Raw genomic sequence first — 18,599 nt, 5'->3', positions numbered from 1 at the left:
AACGAAGGATCGACCGCAGATCGATCACCGTCCGACAGGGCGGGCACGCGGATGCGCCGATTCTTCGATGCGCCGTCCCGTCAGCTCCCGCTGACCGAGCTCCGCGATCGAGTCGCGGCGAACAACCAGTTGCTCCTCACGGTGATCGTCGCCGCGATCTTCCTGTCCGGCATCCCCGGCGGATGGCTGCCCGACGCACCCCAGTTCGCTCCCGGTGCGGTGCTCGTCATCGTCGCGGCCATCGCCAGTCTCGCCGTCCCCTGGTCGCGACTGCACCCTTCGTGGGTCGCCGTCATCCCACTGTGCGACATCGTCGCGATCGGGCTCATGCGGACCTCGGATGTCCCGGGTATCGGTCTCCTCTGGGCCTTCCCCACGATGTGGCTGTCGTCGATGGGGCGGTTGTGGTTCGTCGTCGCATGCGTCGGATCCATCGGGTCGTACTGGGTCGCACTCCTCTTCGTTCCGGACTTCGAGCTCACCTGGGCCGTCATCGTCCTCCCGGCCGTCGTCATCGCGATCGGTGCGTCGACCTACAACGCCACTCGACGCTTCCTTGCACAGCGCGCGCTGCTCGACCGGCAGGCGGAACGCCTGACAGCCGCGCTCCGGCATGCCAGCCGCCAAGAACAGCTGCTGACCGAGGTGCTCGACACCGTCGACTTCGGCGTGCTCCGGATCGGGGCGGACGGCGAGATCACCTTCGTGAACGATGCCCTCGGACGGTTCCAGCGACGCATCCCGGGGTTCGGCAGACCCGATGGCACCGAGACTATCTTCGCGGCGGACGGCGAGACACCGCTCTCCTCCGAGGATCGGCCGCTGGCCCGCATCGTCCGGGGCGAGACGTTCGATGACGTCGTCGTCTGGTACGCCGTGTCCGACTCGCGTCGCGCGGCCCTCAGTCTCACCGCGCGACGGATGCGGGATGCCGACGGCAACCCTGCGGGCGTCGTCCTCGTCGCGCGCGACGTGACCGATGAGCGGACTGCTCTGAAGGCGCGCGACAGTCTCGTCGCGTCGGTGTCGCACGAGCTGCGCACACCGCTGACCTCGATCATCGGCTACCTCGAACTGGTGCTCGACACCGAGGACCTGCCCGAGAACGTGCACCGACAGGTCGATGTCGCCTATCGCAACAGCGAGAGGCTCCTCGGCATCGTCTCGGGGATCCTCGCCGCGTCGACCGCCTCGAGGATGTCGGCCGAGGTGACGATATCCCCCGTCCTCCACGACCTCGGCGCGGTCGTGCGGGCGGCGGCATCCGACCTCGCCCCGATCGCCCGCGAGCGAGCCATCCGCATCGATGTGGACGAGGTCGGCGACACCCCGGCGTTCATCGACCCCGCGCGCGTGCGTCAGGTCGTCGACAACCTCATCAGCAACGCGATCAAGTTCAACCGTGACGGCGGCTCGATCACGCTGAACAGTGCGACGGACGGCGATGTCTCCTGGTTCCTCGTGCGCGACACGGGGATCGGGCTCTCGCCGGAGGATCAGGACAGGCTGTTCGAGCGGTTCTTCCGAGCCGAGTCCGGGGTCGCCGGGACGGGTCTGGGGCTCGCGATCAGCCGCGAGATCGCCCGCGCGCACGGCGGCGACATCACCGTCACCTCGGCGAAGGGAGTTGGCACGACGTTCATGGTCAGGCTCCCCGCGCATGCGACCAGCACGCCCGTTGCCGCTTCGGAGGGGGCCGCATGAAGCTCGACCTCTTCTCGGTGACCGTCATGACGGCTCTGGTCGCGTTCGTGGCGACGGGCATCTTCGTCATCGAGACCCTGCGACGGCGCGACGCGGGCGCGGGCCGGCTGTGGGCAGTCGCGTACCTGTGCGGCACGGCGACCGCCTTCGCGTACATCTCCTGGGCTGCCGGCATCGGGGGCGAGATCGCCATCGCGATCGGGAACTCCGCATTCGTCCTCACTCCGGCGTTCATGTGGCTCGGCAATCGACGCTTCAACGACCGCCCCATCACGTGGCCGTCGGTGGTCGTCGGCGTCCTCGCGGTGACGACGTTCCTGGCGGCCGTCATCCGCGTTCCGGTCGATGGAGCATGGGGCGGGTGGACCGTCATGGCCGCCCACATCGTGCTGTTCTTCCTCGCGGGTGGCTGGGAGGCGCTGCGAAGGCCCATGGGACGCATCGGCAATGCGAAGCTGCTCACAGGTGTCCTCTTCGCCGCAGCCGCGTACTACGCCGCCCGGCTCCTCTGCTTCGTCATCGACGGGCCGGAGGGCGTGTTCTTCCAGACCTGGTTCGGTTCCATCTCGGCGAACATCGCGACGGTCGTCCTGACCATGGTCGCGGTCGTCGTCACCTCGACCCTGCGCGCGACCAAGAGTGCGACGCAGCGTTACGAATGGCTCAGCGAGAACGGCGTGGCCTCCGACGGCATCCTGCTCGGCCGGACCTACCGCGACGCGCTTCGCGACATGGCGGAGCGAGCCGGGTGGCGTCAGGAACTCGTCAGCGTGATCGTCGTCCATGTCGACGGACTCGACGAGATGGCGGCCGCCTTCGGATCCGATGCCGCCGACGAGCTCGCCGCCCAATGGCGCCGGTCCGTGCGTCGACACGCGCCGGCCTCGGCGTTCGTGGGCGAGGACGGCGATTCCACACTGGCGGTCTGCGGTGTCGCCAGTACCGCGGCCGATGCGCGTCGTCAGGGCGCGGTGATCTACCGCGGCTGCATCGACGACCTCGCCGGCAATCCGACCGGACTCCTGCCCGTCGTCGGTGTCGGCATCGGACTGACCGAGACCGTCGGCTATGACACGGACGTGCTGATGGAGTCGGCGCGCGGCGCCGCGGTGCGCGCGTCGCGGAGCCTCGAGGCATCCGTCCTCTTCGGCGGACTGGATCAGGCGCGCTCTCACCTGACGTAGGCGGTCCGTGGCATCCTCGAGGGGTGCCACTCATCGCGTTGACCGGCGGAATCGCATCGGGGAAGTCCACCATCGCTCGCCGGCTGGCCGAGCGCGGGGCGGTCGTCGTCGACGCGGATGCGATCGTCCGGGACGTTCAACAGCCCGGCTCTCCGGTCCTCGACGCGATCGCGGCGGAGTTCGGGCCGGACGTGCTGACAGCGGCGGGCGAGCTCGACCGTGCAGGCCTCGCCTCTCGGGTCTTCGGTGATCCGGATGCCGTGGCTCGACTCAACGCGATCGTGCACCCCGCCGTGCGCGAGGAGTCGGCACGGCGCTTCCGCGCTGCGGTCGACGCCGACCCGCGAGCCGTCGTGGTCTACGACGTGCCGCTCCTGCTCGAGGCTCGCGCGGAGGACCCCTGGGAGCTGATCGTCGTCGCCCACGCACCCGCCGCGCTCCGCCGGGAACGGCTGATCTCCCTTCGTGGGATGACAGAGGCGGAGGCGGACGCGAGGCTGGCGGCGCAAGTCGACGACGCGCGGCGTCTGGCGATCGCGGACGTCGTCATCGACACGGCGGGCTCGATCGACGAGACGCTCGCGCAGACCGATGACCTCTGGGCCCGCCTCACGGCCTGACCCGCCCACGCCGACGGCGAACGCCGGAGCCGGTGTCGGGACCCCGGCCTACGCTGGATCCATGCAGACCACGCGATCCGTCCGGCCGTTCGAGGTCATCAGCGAGTACGTCCCGAGCGGCGACCAGCCGCAGGCGATCGCCGACCTCGCCGCGCGCATCAACGCGGGCGAGACCGACGTCGTCCTGCTCGGAGCCACCGGTACCGGAAAGTCCGCCACCACAGCGTGGCTCATCGAGCAGGTGCAGCGGCCGACCCTCGTGATGGCGCACAACAAGACGCTGGCGGCGCAGCTCGCGAACGAGTTCCGCGACCTCCTGCCGAACAACGCCGTCGAGTACTTCGTCAGCTACTACGACTACTACCAGCCCGAGGCCTACGTCCCGCAGACGGACACTTTTATCGAGAAGGACTCCTCCATCAACGCCGAGGTCGAGCGCCTGCGCCACTCGACGACGAACTCGCTGCTGAGTCGGCGCGACGTGGTCGTGGTGTCCACCGTCTCGTGCATCTACGGCCTCGGCGCCCCTGAGGAGTACCTCCGCGCGATGGTCGCGCTGCAGGTGGGGGAGCGGTATGACCGCGATGCCCTCATCCGCAAGTTCATCGCGATGCAGTACAACCGCAACGACGTCGATTTCTCCCGCGGCAACTTCCGCGTGCGCGGCGACACCATCGAGATCATCCCGGTGTACGAGGAGTTCGCCGTGCGGATCGAGCTGTTCGGCGACGAGATCGAAGCCCTGTACATGCTGCATCCGCTCACCGGCGATGTCGTGCAGAAGCTCGACAGCGTGCCGATCTTCCCCGCATCCCACTACGTCGCCGGCACCGACACCGTGCAACGGGCGATCGGCACGATCGAGCACGAACTCGAGGAGCGGCTCAAGGAGTTCGAATCGCAGGGCAAGCTGCTCGAGGCGCAGCGTCTGCGCATGCGCACGACGTTCGACCTCGAGATGCTGCAGCAGCTCGGCTTCTGCTCCGGCATCGAGAACTACTCGCGGCACATCGACGGCCGGATGCCGGGGGAGGCTCCGCACACGCTTCTCGACTTCTTCCCGGACGATTTCCTGCTGGTGATCGACGAATCCCACGTCACCGTGCCGCAGATCGGTGCCATGTATGAGGGGGACGCCTCCCGCAAGCGCACCCTCGTCGACCACGGCTTCCGGCTGCCGAGCGCGATGGACAACCGTCCGCTGCGCTTCGACGAGTTCAAGCAGCGCATCGGGCAGACGGTTTACCTCTCCGCGACTCCGGGGAAGTACGAGATGGGCATCGCCGACGGCGTGGTCGAGCAGATCATCCGACCGACGGGTCTCATCGACCCCGAGATCATCGTCAAGCCGTCCAAGGGGCAGATCGACGACCTGCTCGAGGAGATCCGCATCCGCGTCGAGAAGGACGAGCGCATCCTCGTGACGACGCTCACGAAGAAGATGGCCGAGGAGCTCACCGACTTCCTCGGGGAGCACGGCGTGCGCGTGCGTTATCTCCACTCCGATGTCGACACGCTCCGCCGCGTCGAGCTGCTGACCGAGCTGCGTCAGGGTGTCTACGACGTGCTGGTCGGCATCAACCTCCTGCGTGAAGGTCTCGACCTTCCGGAGGTGTCACTCGTGGCGATCCTGGATGCCGACAAGGAGGGCTTCCTCCGGTCCGGCACGTCCCTCATTCAGACGATCGGTCGTGCGGCGCGAAACGTGTCGGGTGAGGTGCACATGTACGCCGACAAGATCACCGATTCGATGGCCGCCGCCATCGACGAGACCGAACGTCGCCGCGAGAAGCAGATCGCCTACAACCTCGAGCACGGCATCGATCCGCAGCCGCTGCGCAAGAAGATCGCCGACATCACCGACGCCCTCGCGCGAGAGGCGAGTGACACGCGCGACATGATGGACAGCCGCGGCAGGAGCAAGACGAAGTCGGGCAAGGGCAAGAGCCCGACCCCGCAGCTGCGGCGCGAAGGCATCGCCGCCGAGGGGGCGAACCAGCTCGAGGCGACCATCGAGGACCTCACCCGCCAGATGCTCGCGGCGGCGGACGAGCTCAAGTTCGAACTCGCCGGCCGGCTTCGCGACGAGGTCCAAGACCTCAAGAAGGAGCTGCGGGCGATGGAGCGGGCCGGTCACGCCTGACCGGCTCCCACGCCGATCAGGGGCAGTGCATGAGGGGGCGCTCGCCGGAGCGGTCGAACGTGTGCTGCGACATCGGCTGCCCGCACAGGGGGCAGGCGCGCTCCGTGCGGACCGGCTCCGGCTCGCTCTCGTACGGACCCACCGACGCGGGACCGGCGTAACGGATGAGGCGGCTGTTCCACCACGAGTAGAACCCGCCGGCGGCCCGAATCCGCTGACGCAGCGGCGGCCGTGATTCCCGTTCCTCGTTCATAATGATTAGTGTACTAACTATTAGGGGAGTGAGGACCATGATGGACGAAGACGTGCTGAAGCTGGAGAGCCAGCTCTGCTTCGCGATCGTGACGGCGGCGCGGAACGTCGTGTCGATCTACCGGCCGGTTCTCGAACCGCTCGGCCTCACCCATCCGCAGTACCTCGTGATGCTCGCACTGTGGGAGAAGGCGCCCCAGTCGCTGGGGGAGTTGGCCTCGACCCTCGCCGTCGAGCCGGCGAGTCTCTCCCCGACGATCAAGCGCCTCGAATCGCAGGGGCGTGTCGCCCGTCGACGCCGCACGAGCGATGAGCGCGTCCTCGACATCGAGCTGACCGAGGACGGACGTGCGCTGCGCGAACGCGCCCTCGACGTGCCCCGACAGATCATGGAGCGGGTCGGGCTCGGCATCGACGACGTGGCGCGTCTCCGTGACGGCCTGCAGCCCTTCGCCGGAGGGCGGGCGACGGTAGCGGACTGATCGCCCGGAGCGAAGACCGGAGCCCGTGTCGGTGGCCCAACCTAGGATTGACCGGTGCCCATCGTCCCCGTTCCCCACGCCTCCAAACTCAGTGTCCGCGGCGCTCGCGTCCACAATCTGAAGAACGTCGACCTCGAGATCCCGCGCGACTCGCTCGTCGTGTTCACCGGCCTGTCCGGGTCGGGCAAGTCGAGCCTCGCCTTCGACACGATCTTCGCCGAGGGTCAGCGCCGGTACATCGAGTCGCTCAGCTCCTACGCGCGGCAGTTCCTGGGTCAGGTGGACCGTCCGGACGTCGACTTCATCGAAGGACTCAGCCCTGCCGTCTCGATCGACCAGAAGTCGACCAACCGGAACCCTCGGTCGACGGTGGGCACGATCACCGAGATCAACGACTACATGCGACTGCTGTGGGCGCGGGTCGGCGTGCCCCACTGCCCCGAGTGCGGTGAGCGCATCCAGCGCCAGACGGTCCAGCAGATCGCCGATCAGCTCATGGAGCTGCCCGAGCGGACGAGGTACCAGATCGTCGCTCCCGTCGTCTCGCAGAAGAAGGGCGAATTCGTCGACCTCTTCAAGGAGCTGTCGGCGAAGGGCTACGCCCGCGCGATCGTCGACGGCGAGGCCGTGCAGCTGGCCGAGCCCCCGACGCTGAAGAAGAGCTACAAGCACGACATCGCCGTCGTCGTCGACCGCCTCGTGGCGAGCCCCGACATCCTGACCCGTGTCACCGACTCGGTGGAGACGGCGCTCGGCCTGGCCGGCGGCATCCTGCAGGTCAATTTCGTCGACGAAGAGGGTGACGACGCCTGGCAGAGCTACAGCGAGAAGCTGGCCTGTCCGAACGGCCACCCGCTCCAGCTGACCGAGATCGAGCCTCGGACGTTCTCGTTCAACGCACCGTTCGGTGCCTGCCCGGCGTGCTCCGGGCTGGGCACGCGTATGTCCGTCGACACCGAGCTGCTCCTCGGCGACGAAGAGCTCTCCATCGCCGAGGGAGTCATCGTCCCGTGGACGACGCAGGGCAAGGGCCTGTTCCAGTACTACGAGCGTCTGCTCGTCGGGCTCGCCGACGACCTCGGCTTCTCCCTCGACACCCCGTGGAAGGACCTGCCCGCCGACATCCAGGACGCGGTCCTCTCGGGCGAGAACTACAAGGTCACGGTCAAGTGGAAGAACCGCTACGGACGTGAGATGCGGTACGCGTCCGGGTTCGAGGGCGTGATCCCCTACATCGAGCGTCAGTTCACTCAGGCCGAGACCGACACGCAGCGACAGCGGTGGTCCGAGTTCCTGCGCGAAGTGCCGTGCCCCGTCTGCAACGGCGACCGTCTCAAGCCCGAGGTCCTCTCGGTCCTCGTCCACGGACACTCGATCGCGGATGCCTCGCGCCTGAGCCTCGGCGAGGCGCAGGCCTTCTTCGCCGACATGGCCCTCACCGATCGCGAGGCGACGATCGCGGCCGCGGTGCTCCGCGAGATCCGCGCCCGTCTCGACTTCCTCATCCAGGTGGGACTGAACTACCTGAGCCTCAGTCGCGCCGCCGGTTCGCTCTCGGGTGGTGAGGCGCAGCGCATCCGTCTGGCGACGCAGATCGGCTCCGGCCTGACAGGGGTGCTCTACGTCCTCGACGAGCCCTCGATCGGACTCCACCAGCGCGACAACCGTCGACTCATCGAGACGCTCGTGCGACTCAAGAGTCTCGGGAACACGCTCGTCGTCGTCGAGCACGACGAAGAGACCATCCACGCGGCCGACTGGATCGTCGACATCGGCCCGCGCGCGGGTGTCGAAGGCGGCAACGTGGTCCACTCCGGTCCCGTCGACCAGCTTCTGACCGACGAGGAGTCCATCACGGGCGCCTACCTCAGCGGACGCCGCGCGATCGCCATGCCGAAGAAGCGTCGGAAGATCGACAAGGGCCGGCAGCTGCGTGTCGTCGGTGCGCGCGCGAACAACCTCCAGAACGTCACGGTGGACTTCCCGCTGGGCGTCCTGACCGCCGTCACGGGGGTGAGCGGGTCGGGCAAGTCGTCTCTCGTGAACGGCATCCTCTACGAAGTCCTCGCGACCAAGCTCAACGGGGCGCGTCGCGTCGCCGGCAAGCACACCCGCGTGACCGGCCTCGAGCACCTCGACAAGGTGGTCCATGTCGATCAGGCACCCATCGGACGGACGCCCCGCTCGAACCCGGCCACGTACACCGGCGTCTTCGACCGGATCAGGTCGCTGTTCGCCGAGACGACCGAGGCCAAGACGCGCGGCTACCAGCCGGGGCGCTTCAGCTTCAACGTCAAGGGTGGACGCTGCGAGGCGTGCTCGGGCGACGGCACGATCAAGATCGAGATGAACTTCCTGCCCGACGTCTACGTCGACTGCGAGGTGTGCCACGGCCAGCGCTACAACCGCGACACCCTGACGGTCCACTACAAGGGCAAGAACATCGCCGAGGTCCTCAACATGCCGATCTCCGAGGCGGCCGAGTTCTTCGAACCGATCCAGGCGATCCACCGGTACCTCAAGACGCTCGTCGACGTCGGCCTGGGCTACGTCCGGCTCGGGCAGTCCGCGACGACGCTCTCGGGCGGCGAGGCTCAGCGTGTCAAGCTCGCCACCGAACTCCAGCGTCGATCGAACGGCAGGACGATCTACGTGCTCGACGAGCCGACCACGGGTCTCCACTTCGAGGACGTCCAGCGCCTGCTCGAAGTCCTGAACAGCCTCGTCGACAAGGGCAACTCGGTCCTCGTCATCGAGCACAACCTCGACGTCATCAAGTCGTCGGACTGGGTCATCGACCTCGGCCCCGAGGGCGGGTCCGGCGGCGGCACGATCGTCGCGACGGGCACGCCGGAGCAGGTCGCGGCGGTTCCCGAGAGCCACACGGGTCAGTTCCTCGCCGAGCTCTTGGATGTGGCGCCCGCGCGCAAGGCGGGCTGAGGTGGCGTCCGTCCTGCCGTACAAGCCGAAGCCGGGGGAGATCCCCACCGACCCCGGCGTCTATCGGTTCCTCGACGCGGATGGCCGGATCCTGTACGTCGGCAAGGCGAAGAACCTGCGGGCGCGGCTGTCGAACTACTTCGCCCCGCTGCACACGCTGCACGAGCGCACGCGGCGCATGGTCACGACGGCCGCGAAGGTCGAGTGGACGGTCGTGGCGACCGACATCGATTCACTGCAACTCGAGTACACGTGGATCCAGGAGTACTCGCCGCCGTTCAACGTCCGGTACAAGGACGACAAGTCCTACCCGTACATGGCGGTGACTCTCGGCGACGAGGCGCCGCGGGTGATCGTGACACGGAACCGCCGCATCCGTGGTGCGAAGTACTTCGGCCCGTACCCCAAGGTGTGGGCGGTCCACGACACGATCGATCAGCTGATCAAGGTGTTCCCGATCCGCACGTGCAGTGACTCGTCGTACAAGAAGGCGATGGCGACGGGGCGGCCGTGCTTCCCCGGCCAGATCGGCCGATGCGGCGGCCCGTGCTCGATGAAGGTCACCATCGAGGAGCATCGCGCGATCGTCGACGACTTCATCGCCTTCATGTCGGGCAGCGACAAGCGCTACACGAAGCGGATGGAAGCGCGCATGCGCGAAGCGGCGGCCGCGATGGACTACGAGACCGCGGCCTCGTACCGCGACAAGCTGCAGGCCCTCGACGCCGTCCTCAACCGCAGCGCGCTCGTCCTCAGTGAGGACACGGATGCCGATCTCTTCGGTGTCGCCGAGGACGAGCTGTCCGCGGCGGTGCAGCACTTCATCGTCCGCGGCGGGCGGGTGCGCGGCGTGCGCGCGACGACGATCGACAAGGAGCTCGACATCTCCGGCCCGGAGCTGGTCGACCAGATCCTCCAGCGCGCGTACGGAGCCGCCGGGGCCGAGGACATTCCGCGTCAGGTGCTCGTCCCGACTCTGCCCGACGACACCGCGGAGCTCGAGGAGTGGCTGCAGTCCCGGCGCGGCAAGAAGGTCGCCGTCCAGATCGCGCAGCGCGGCCAGAAGGCGGACCTTATGCGCACGGCGACCCTCAACGCGCAGCAGGCGCTCATGCTCCACAAGACCCGCAGGACGAGCGATTACACGTCCCGCACCAAGGCGCTCACCGATCTGCAGGAGGCGCTGGGGATGTCCGAGGCGCCGCTGCGGATCGAGTGCTTCGACGTCTCGCACCTCGGGGGGACGGGTGTGGTCGCCTCGATGGTGGTGTTCGAGGACGGCCTGCCCCGCAAGGATCAGTACCGTTCCTTCTCGGTCAGCGAGACCACCGACGACACCGACTCGATGTACCAGGTGCTCATGCGGCGTCTGGCCCACATCGACCGCGATGAGGCCGAGCAGGGGGCCATCGACCCGATGGCTGACGGTGAGGTGGACACCACGCGCAAGCGGCCCCGCTTCGCCTACCGTCCTCAGCTGCTCCTCGTCGACGGCGGCCAGCCGCAGGTGGCGGCCGCCGCTCGGGCCCTGCGCGACGCAGGTCACGAAGAGATCGCGCTCTGCGGGATCGCGAAGCGCCTCGAGGAGGTCTGGTTGCCGGACGACGACTTCCCGGTCATCCTCCCGCGGTCCTCCGAGGCCCTGTACCTGCTGCAACGCCTGCGCGACGAGGCTCACCGCTTCGCGATCACGCATCAGCGCAAGAAGCGCGGGCGTGACATCACCACGGTCCTGGCCGAGGTCCCGGGCCTGGGGGAGGCGCGTATCAAGGCGCTGCTCCGGCACTTCGGATCGGTCAGCAAGTTGAAGCAGGCGACCCCGGAGGAGATCCAGGAGCTTCCCGGTATCGGTCCGCGCCTGGCCTCCAGCATCCACTCGCATCTGGCCGTCGGGTCGGTCACTGCCGGATCCGGTGGTTAGGCTGGGATCACACGCGTGGAAGGCGGGACGGGCATGAACGGCCAGACGGCGGGCGAGGTCCTGATCGTCACCGGCATGTCCGGAGCAGGACGCACCACAGCGGCGAACGCCCTCGAGGACCTCGACTGGTACGTCGTGGACAACCTCCCGCCGCAGATGCTGTCCCACCTGCTCGATCTCACCGCTCTCGCGGCGGATGCCCTGCCCAAGGTCGCAGCGGTCGTGGACGTTCGCGGTCGCCAGCTGTTCGGCGAGCTGCCGTCGGTGACCCGATCGCTCCGCGACGGACGCCAGCTGCGCGTTCTGTTCCTGGATGCCTCCGACGACGTCCTCGTCCGCCGGTTCGAGGCGGTGCGACGGCCGCACCCGCTCCAGGGCGAGGGGACGATCCTCGACGGCATCCGGCGGGAGCGCGAACGCGTCGCCGCCATCCGCGAAGCGGCGGATGTCATCGTCGACACGAGCGGGCTGAACATCCACCAGCTGGCGAATCGGATCGTCGATCTCTTCAGCGCCGACGGGGATGCCCGTCACACGGTCACGGTCATGAGCTTCGGCTTCAAGTACGGGCTCCCGCCCGACGTCGACCTCGTGGCGGACATGCGCTTCCTGCCCAACCCGTACTGGGAGCCCTCGCTGCGGGCCCTGACGGGCGAGGACGACGACGTGCGGGACTTCGTCCTCGGCCAGGACGGTGCGAGGGAGTTCATCGACGCCTATGCCGCCGCCCTCCACCCGGTCCTGCAGGGCTATCAGCGGGAGAACAAGCGCCACTCCGTCATCGCCATCGGATGCACCGGAGGCAAGCACCGCTCGGTCGTCACGTCGATCGAGCTCGCCGAACGATTGGCCGTGGAGCAGGGTGTCGCGGTGAGGGTCACGCACCGTGACCTGGGTCGCGAGTGAGCAGTGCGCGAGTAAGCTGATCCTTTGTCCCCGATCGCCCCCACCGAAGGATCCCCGTGCCGCTGACTGCTGACGTGAAGACGGAACTCACCTCGGTGCGAGACCCGCGGCCCACCGCACGCGTCGCAGAACTCACCACGATCCTGCGCTTCTCCGGCGGCCTCCACTCGATCGCCGGCCGCGTCGCCGTCGAGGCCGAGGTCGAGACGGACGTGCTCGCCCGCCGGGTGGCCCGCGACCTCGTCGAGATCTACGGCGTCCGCCCTGAACTCGCCCACGTGCAGTCGTCGGGCGGGCGCTCAGCCAACCTCGTCGCCGTCCGCGTCATCGAGGGCGGCGAGACCCTTGCGCGGCAGACCGGACTGCTCGACAACCGACGACGCCCGGTCCGCGGTCTCCCCAACAAGCTCACCACCGGCGCCCGTCCCGATCTGGCCGCCGTGTGGCGCGGGGCGTTCCTCGCAGCGGGCAGCCTCTCGGACCCCGGGCGGTCCGCCGCCCTCGAAGTCGCCTGCCCCTCGGGGGAGGCAGCCATGGCGCTCGTGGGCGCCGCTCACCGCCTCGGGATCGCCGCGAAGGCCCGCGAGGTGCGCGGCGTGCCCCGTGTCGTCGTCCGCGACGGCGAGGCGATCCGCGCCACCCTGCTCATGATGGGCGCGCAGAAGACCGCCGCCGCGTGGGAGGAGATGCGCCAGCGCAGGGAGGTGCGTGCCGGCGTGAACCGCCTCGTCAACTTCGACGACGCGAACCTCCGTCGCTCCGCGCAGGCAGCCGTCGCCGCCTGCGCCCGCGTCGAGCGCGCGCTCGAGATCCTCGGCGACACCGTGCCGGACCACCTGAAGCAGGCCGGAGACCTGCGCCTCGCGCATCGGGACGCGAGTCTCGACGAGCTCGGCCACCACGCCGATCCGCCGATGACGAAGGATGCCGTGGCGGGCCGCATCCGGCGCCTCCTCGCCATGGCCGACAAAAAGGCCGCGCAGGACGGCATCCCGGACACCGAGTCCGCCGTTCCGGCCGGCCTCGAAGACTGACGGGATACATCCCCTCTTCCCGGGAAGCAACCGGGTGCCCGGTGAGTTGGCCCTCAATAGGATGAATCCGACCGGCTGCGCCGTGTGCGCAGCACCGACAGAAGGAAGAGGACATGGCGAAGTACACCCTGCCTGAGCTCCCGTACGACTACTCCGCTCTCGAGCCGAGCATCAGTGGCAAGATCATGGAGCTTCACCACTCGAAGCACCACCAGGCCTACGTGACGGGCGCGAACACCGCCCTCGAACAGCTCGCCGAGGCGCGCGAGACCGGAAACCTCGCGAACGTCAACAAGCTCGAGAAGGACCTCGCGTTCAACCTCGGCGGACACGTCAACCACTCGATCTTCTGGACCAACCTCGCCCCTGCGTCGCAGGGCGGCGGCGGCGAGCCCGAGGGCGAGCTCCGTTCGGCGATCGACGAGTTCTTCGGCGGTTTCGACAAGTTCCAGGCGCATTTCACGGCGGCAGCCACCGGCATCCAGGGATCGGGCTGGGCCGTGCTCAGCTGGGATCCGATCGGTGAGCAGCTCATCATCCAGCAGCTCTTCGACCAGCAGTCGAACACGGCGCAGGGCACCGTCCCGATCTTCCAGCTCGACATGTGGGAGCACGCCTTCTACCTCGACTACCTCAACGTCAAGGCGGACTACGTCAAGGCGGCGTGGAACATCGCGAACTGGCAGAACGTCGCACAGCGTCTCGACGCCGCGCGTGAGAAGACGGCGGGCCTGCTCTAGTAGTAGGGTCGTTCACAGGTGAGGATGCCGGGCTCCTCCCGGCAACGGGGGCTGAGCCCCGGCATCCTCTCTCATTTCCAGCACATCGCGGGTCGACCCCGTTCATGGGGCGTGCGCGAAGAAAAACGGGAGACAACGTGTCTGTCAAGATCGGCATCAACGGCTTCGGCCGTATCGGACGCAACTTCCTTCGCGCGGCGCTCGCGCAGGGAGCTGACCTGGAGATCGTGGCGGTGAACGACCTCACCGACAACAAGAGCCTCGCTCACCTCCTCAAGTACGACTCCGTCGGCGGTCGCCTCGACGCCGAGGTCTCGTACACCGAGGACTCGATCACGGTCAACGGCAAGACCATCAAGGTCTTCGAAGAGCGCGACCCCGCCAACCTCCCCTGGGGCGACCTGGGCGTCGACATCGTCATCGAGTCGACCGGTCGTTTCACCAAGGCCGCAGACGCCAAGAAGCACATCGCCGGCGGCGCCAAGAAGGTCATCATCTCGGCTCCCGGCACCGACGTCGACGGCACGTTCGTCATGGGCGTCAACGACGGCACGTACGACTCCGAGACGATGCACGTCATCTCGAACGCGTCCTGCACCACGAACTGCCTCGCGCCCATCGCCAAGGTCTTCAACGACAACTTCGGCATCGAGCGCGGCTTCATGATGACGGCCCACGCCTACACCGCCGACCAGAACCTCCAGGACGGCCCCCACGGCGACCTGCACCGCGCCCGCGCCGCGGCGATCAACATCGTCCCCGCCGCGACCGGTGCCGCGAAGGCCATCGGCCTCGTTCTGCCCGAGCTGAACGGCAAGCTCAGCGGCTCGTCGTACCGCGTGCCCGTACCCACCGGCTCGATCGTCGACCTCACGGTCGTCACCCCGACCGAGGGCCTGACTGCCGAGGTCATCAACGCCGCGTTCGAGAAGGCCGCTGCCGAGGGCGACCTCGTCGGGTACATGAAGTACAACACCGACGCGATCGTCTCCAGCGACATCCAGCTCGACCCGCACTCGTCGGTGTTCGACGCCGGCCAGACCAACGTGTCGGGCAACCTGGTCAAGATTTCGTCCTGGTACGACAACGAGTGGGGCTACTCGAACCGCCTCGTCGACCTCACCGAGCTCGTCGCCAGCAAGCTCTGACGATGGCTCTGCGCACCCTCGATTCGCTGGGTTCGCTCGCAGGCAAGCGCGTCATCGTCCGTGTCGACTTCAACGTCCCCCTGAAGGACGGCGTCATCACGGACGATGGCCGCGTGCGTGCGGCCATCCCCACGCTCCGCGCGTTGGTCGAGCAGGGGGCGCGCGTCATCGCGGTCTCCCACCTCGGCCGCCCCGACGGCGCACCGGACGCGACGTACAGCCTCGCTCCGGTCGCGTCGCGTCTGTCCGAGCTGCTCGGCCAGGAGGTCGCGTTCGCGACCGACACCGTCGGCGACTCGGCTCGTGATGTCGTCGCCGCCCTCGCGGACGGTCAGGTCGCCGTCCTCGAGAACCTCCGCTTCAACGCGGGGGAGACGGCTAAGGATGACTCGGCCCGCCGCGCCTTCGCCGAGCAGCTCGCCGCCCACGGCGACGCGCTCGTCTCGGACGGGTTCGGTGTCGTGCACCGCAAGCAGGCGTCGGTCTACGACCTCGCCGAGCTCCTGCCGTCCGCTGCCGGCCTTCTGATCGAGAAGGAGGTCGACGTCCTCGACCGCCTCACCGAACGCCCTGAGCGTCCCTACGCGGTCGTTCTGGGCGGTTCCAAGGTCAGCGACAAGCTGGGCGTCATCGAGCACCTCCTGCCGCGCGTGGACAAGATCCTCGTCGGCGGCGGCATGCTCTTCACCTTCCTCGCGGCCCAGGGCCACAAGGTCGGCAAGAGCCTCCTCGAGGTCGACCAGCTCGACACCGTCCGCGGCTACATGGAGACGGCGCGCGAGCGCGGCGTCGAGCTGATCCTGCCGGTCGACGCCGTGATGGCGTCGGGCTTCGCGGCGGACGCGGACCACGTCGTGGCATCCGCCGACGCCCTCGAGGACACCGACTTCGGTGCCGACGGCATGGGACTGGACATCGGCCCGAAGACGGCGGAGCAGTTCGCCGAGGCGATCCGCGGCGCGAAGACGGTCTTCTGGAACGGTCCGATGGGCGTGTTCGAGATGGAGGCCTTCGCCGCCGGGACGAAGACGGTCGCACAGGCGCTCACCGAGGTCGACGGTCTGTCGGTCGTCGGCGGCGGGGATTCGGCCGCTGCCGTCCGGCAGCTCGGCTTCGCCGACGACGATTTCGGCCACATCTCCACCGGTGGTGGAGCCAGCCTCGAGTTCCTCGAGGGTAAGAAGCTGCCCGGATTGGAGATCCTCGGATGGGAAGCGTGACCCGTAAGCCGCTCATCGCCGGCAACTGGAAGATGAACCTCGACCACCTGCAGGCGGTCGCGTTCGTCCAGAAGCTGCATTGGACGCTGAAGGATGCGGCGCACGAGACCGACTCGGTCGAGGTGGCGGTCTTCCCGCCGTTCACCGACATCCGCACCGTGCAGACGCTCATGGACGCCGACAAGATCCCGTTCGCCCTCGGCGCGCAGGACGTGTCGGCGAAGGACTCTGGGGCGTACACGGGCGAGGTCTCGGGCGCGTTCCTGAAGAAGCTCGACGTGCACTACGTGATCATCGGTCACTCGGAGCGTCGCGAGTACCACGCGGAGTCCGACGAGATCGTCGCCGGCAAGGTGCAGGCGGCGCTCCGGCACGGTCTCGTGCCCGTGATCTGCGTCGGTGAGACGCTCGAGCAGCGCGAGGAGTCCGGCCCCACGGCCGTGTCCGTCGCGCAGCTGCGCGCCGCCCTTGAGGGTGTCGCGTCGGACGCGGACATCGTTGTGGCGTACGAGCCCGTCTGGGCGATCGGCACCGGCCAGGTCGCATCGCCCGAGCAGGCTCAGGAAGTCTGCGCGGCGCTGCGATCGGTGGTCGCGGATGCCCTGGGGGATGCCGCAGCCGAGCGCACCCGCATCCTTTACGGCGGATCGGTCAAGTCGGGCAACATCGCCAGCTTCATGCGTGAGCCCGACGTCGACGGAGCCCTCGTCGGCGGTGCGAGCCTGCTGGCGGACGAGTTCGCCGCGATCATCCGATACCAGAAGCACGTCGGCGTATGACCTCGAGCGGTGCGGCGCCTCACGGCGTCGCACCGCTCAGCCGGTATACTCGTGCGAACGCCGAGTCATTCGGCGACCCGAAAGGCTTTCAACGACTGTGGACATCCTCCAGCTTGTGCTGCAGGTGCTGCTGGGACTCACCAGCCTCCTGCTCACGCTCCTGATCCTCCTGCACAAGGGCCGCGGCGGCGGCCTCTCCGACATGTTCGGCGGCGGTATGAGCTCGGCGATGGGCTCTTCGGGCCTCGCTGAGCGCAACCTCAACCGCTTCACGGTCGTTCTGGCGCTCGTGTGGTTCGTCTCCATCGTGGCCCTCGGCCTGATCACGAAGTTCCAGAGCATCTGATGGCGACCGGGGGGAACGCGATTCGGGGCACCCGCGTGGGTGCCGGCCCGATGGGGGAGCAGGACCACGGTCACCACGCTGACCGTGTGGCGGTCTCGTACTGGGACGCTCTCGGAAACGAGACGGTGCGCTATTTCGCAGCCGGGATCGCCGAGGACGAGATCCCCGAGACGATCGACTCGCCGCACTCCGGTCTTCCGGCAGGTCGTGACAAGGCCAATCCGCCGGCGCTGGCCAAGACCGAGCCGTACAAGACGCACCTCGCGTACGTGAAGGAGCGGCGCTCCGACGAAGAAGCGGAGTCGATCCTCGGCGACGCTCTGCAGCAGCTGCGCGAGCGGCGCGGTCAGGACTGAGCGGCGCTCGACGCACCACGACAGACCCCGGGTTCGTTCAGAACTCGGGGTCTATCAGTTCCTCCGGGACGTTCTTCGCGGCAGCCTCATCCACGAAGAACACGGTCTGCTTCCGCCCCTTCGCGCCGGCCGCCGGGACCGAGTGGTAGCTCGCGCCGGCGAGGGCCAGCCCCAGCGCCGACGCCTTGTCCGTACCGGGCAGGACGAGCCACACCCGCCGGGACGAGTTGATGACCGGTCGCGTCAGGGTGATCCGGTCGGACGGTGGCACGGGAGAGTCCCGCACGGCGAGGACCGAGTGGTCGGTGTCGCCGATCTCGCTCCGGTCGGGGAACAGCGAGGCGATGTGCCCGTCCGGTCCCACCCCCAGGAAGGCGATGGTGAATCGGGGCCAAGCCTGCCCGGCCGCACCGTACTCCGCGAGCTCAGCGGCGTAATCGGTCGCGGCCTCGTCATGGCTCCGACCCGCATCCGCTGACGAGATCGGGTGGATGTTCTGCTCGGGCACGTTGATGTGCGACAGGAACGCGTGACGGGCCGCCACCTCGTTGCGGGCAGGATCGTCGGCCGCGACGAAGCGCTCGTCACCCCACCAGAAGTGAACCTTCGACCAGTCCACATCGTGACGGGCTGAGCTTTCGCCGGCTGCCTGAAGGACGGACGTACCCGCCGTACCGCCGGTCAGCAGGACGTGCGTGGTCCTCCCCTCGTTTGCGCGCGACGAGATCCGTTGGAAGAAGCGCTTCGCGACACCTTCGGCCAGGGTCCGGGCATCCGGACTGACGACGACGCGCTTCTCCGCGCGGAACTCCGACATGCGACTC

General features: G+C 68.1%; 17 protein-coding genes. 15 read left to right on the top strand and 2 right to left on the bottom strand.

Features of this window, described 5'->3' with window-relative positions; all coding sequences use genetic code 11:
• The first annotated feature begins 51 nt into the window (after positions 1 to 51).
• The 4 genes from H286_RS0106400 (at position 52) to uvrB (ending at position 5,651) form a co-directional block, all read left to right on the top strand.
• The gene (locus H286_RS0106400; protein WP_020097520.1) at positions 52 to 1,704 is read left to right on the top strand and encodes a sensor histidine kinase; all 1,653 of its coding nucleotides are present in this window, start codon (positions 52 to 54) and stop codon (positions 1,702 to 1,704) included.
• Entirely contained in the window at positions 1,701 to 2,888 is a 1,188-nt protein-coding gene (locus H286_RS0106395; RefSeq protein ID WP_020097519.1) for a hypothetical protein, read from the top strand. Before H286_RS0106400 ends, H286_RS0106395 begins: the two co-directional genes overlap by 4 nt.
• Before the next feature lie 23 nt (positions 2,889 to 2,911).
• The gene (gene coaE / locus H286_RS0106390) at positions 2,912 to 3,508 is read left to right on the top strand and encodes a dephospho-CoA kinase (protein ID WP_020097518.1); all 597 of its coding nucleotides are present in this window, start codon (positions 2,912 to 2,914) and stop codon (positions 3,506 to 3,508) included.
• A 61-nt stretch (positions 3,509 to 3,569) separates the two neighbouring features.
• A complete protein-coding gene (uvrB, locus tag H286_RS0106385; RefSeq protein ID WP_020097517.1) occupies positions 3,570 to 5,651 on the top strand; it encodes an excinuclease ABC subunit UvrB in 2,082 nt (693 codons plus the stop codon).
• Between the two features lie 16 nt (positions 5,652 to 5,667).
• Here the strand turns inward: uvrB and H286_RS0106380 are convergent, their stop codons facing one another.
• A complete protein-coding gene (locus H286_RS0106380; RefSeq protein WP_018186496.1) occupies positions 5,668 to 5,904 on the bottom strand; it encodes a hypothetical protein in 237 nt (78 codons plus the stop codon).
• Between the two features lie 40 nt (positions 5,905 to 5,944).
• Between H286_RS0106380 and H286_RS0106375 the strand changes: the two genes are divergently transcribed.
• The 11 genes from H286_RS0106375 (at position 5,945) to H286_RS0106325 (ending at position 17,775) form a co-directional block, all read left to right on the top strand.
• On the top strand, positions 5,945 to 6,385 hold the full coding sequence (locus tag H286_RS0106375; protein WP_020097516.1) for a MarR family winged helix-turn-helix transcriptional regulator: 441 nt from the start codon (positions 5,945 to 5,947) through the stop codon (positions 6,383 to 6,385).
• A 54-nt stretch (positions 6,386 to 6,439) separates the two neighbouring features.
• Positions 6,440 to 9,325, top strand: a complete 2,886-nt coding sequence (gene uvrA, locus H286_RS0106370; RefSeq protein WP_018186498.1) for an excinuclease ABC subunit UvrA — start codon at positions 6,440 to 6,442, stop codon at positions 9,323 to 9,325.
• A gap of 1 nt (position 9,326) precedes the next feature.
• Positions 9,327 to 11,246, top strand: a complete 1,920-nt coding sequence (gene uvrC / locus H286_RS0106365; protein ID WP_020097515.1) for an excinuclease ABC subunit UvrC — start codon at positions 9,327 to 9,329, stop codon at positions 11,244 to 11,246.
• Between the two features lie 33 nt (positions 11,247 to 11,279).
• On the top strand, positions 11,280 to 12,152 hold the full coding sequence (gene rapZ / locus H286_RS0106360) for an RNase adapter RapZ (RefSeq protein WP_020097514.1): 873 nt from the start codon (positions 11,280 to 11,282) through the stop codon (positions 12,150 to 12,152).
• Between the two features lie 56 nt (positions 12,153 to 12,208).
• Complete coding sequence (whiA, locus tag H286_RS0106355) at positions 12,209 to 13,186, top strand: DNA-binding protein WhiA (RefSeq protein ID WP_018186501.1); 978 nt, start codon at positions 12,209 to 12,211, stop codon at positions 13,184 to 13,186.
• 113 nt (positions 13,187 to 13,299) lie between these two features.
• A complete protein-coding gene (locus H286_RS0106350) occupies positions 13,300 to 13,926 on the top strand; it encodes a superoxide dismutase (RefSeq protein WP_020097512.1) in 627 nt (208 codons plus the stop codon).
• A gap of 137 nt (positions 13,927 to 14,063) precedes the next feature.
• Positions 14,064 to 15,074 (top strand): type I glyceraldehyde-3-phosphate dehydrogenase, encoded by a 1,011-nt coding sequence (gene gap / locus H286_RS0106345; RefSeq protein WP_018186503.1) that lies wholly within the window; start codon positions 14,064 to 14,066, stop codon positions 15,072 to 15,074.
• 2 nt (positions 15,075 to 15,076) lie between these two features.
• Positions 15,077 to 16,294, top strand: coding sequence for a phosphoglycerate kinase (locus tag H286_RS0106340; protein ID WP_020097511.1), 1,218 nt, complete (start codon positions 15,077 to 15,079; stop codon positions 16,292 to 16,294).
• The gene (gene tpiA, locus H286_RS0106335; RefSeq protein WP_028497414.1) at positions 16,282 to 17,073 is read left to right on the top strand and encodes a triose-phosphate isomerase; all 792 of its coding nucleotides are present in this window, start codon (positions 16,282 to 16,284) and stop codon (positions 17,071 to 17,073) included. Before H286_RS0106340 ends, tpiA begins: the two co-directional genes overlap by 13 nt.
• 97 nt (positions 17,074 to 17,170) lie before the next feature.
• On the top strand, positions 17,171 to 17,419 hold the full coding sequence (secG, locus tag H286_RS0106330) for a preprotein translocase subunit SecG (RefSeq protein ID WP_018186506.1): 249 nt from the start codon (positions 17,171 to 17,173) through the stop codon (positions 17,417 to 17,419).
• On the top strand, positions 17,419 to 17,775 hold the full coding sequence (locus H286_RS0106325) for an RNA polymerase-binding protein RbpA (RefSeq protein WP_018186507.1): 357 nt from the start codon (positions 17,419 to 17,421) through the stop codon (positions 17,773 to 17,775). The genes secG and H286_RS0106325 overlap by 1 nt, the downstream gene beginning before the upstream one ends.
• Positions 17,776 to 17,812: 37 nt before the next feature.
• Here H286_RS0106325 and pgl read toward each other — a convergent pair whose 3' ends face one another.
• Positions 17,813 to 18,592, bottom strand: a complete 780-nt coding sequence (pgl, locus tag H286_RS0106320) for a 6-phosphogluconolactonase (protein WP_020097509.1) — start codon at positions 18,590 to 18,592, stop codon at positions 17,813 to 17,815.
• Between the last annotated feature and the right edge of the window lie 7 nt (positions 18,593 to 18,599).

The sequence above is a fragment of the Microbacterium sp. 11MF genome (genome assembly GCF_000383475.1).
Lineage (GTDB): Bacteria > Actinomycetota > Actinomycetes > Actinomycetales > Microbacteriaceae > Microbacterium > Microbacterium aquilitoris.
This window is presented reverse-complemented; position numbering and strand designations above follow the sequence as displayed.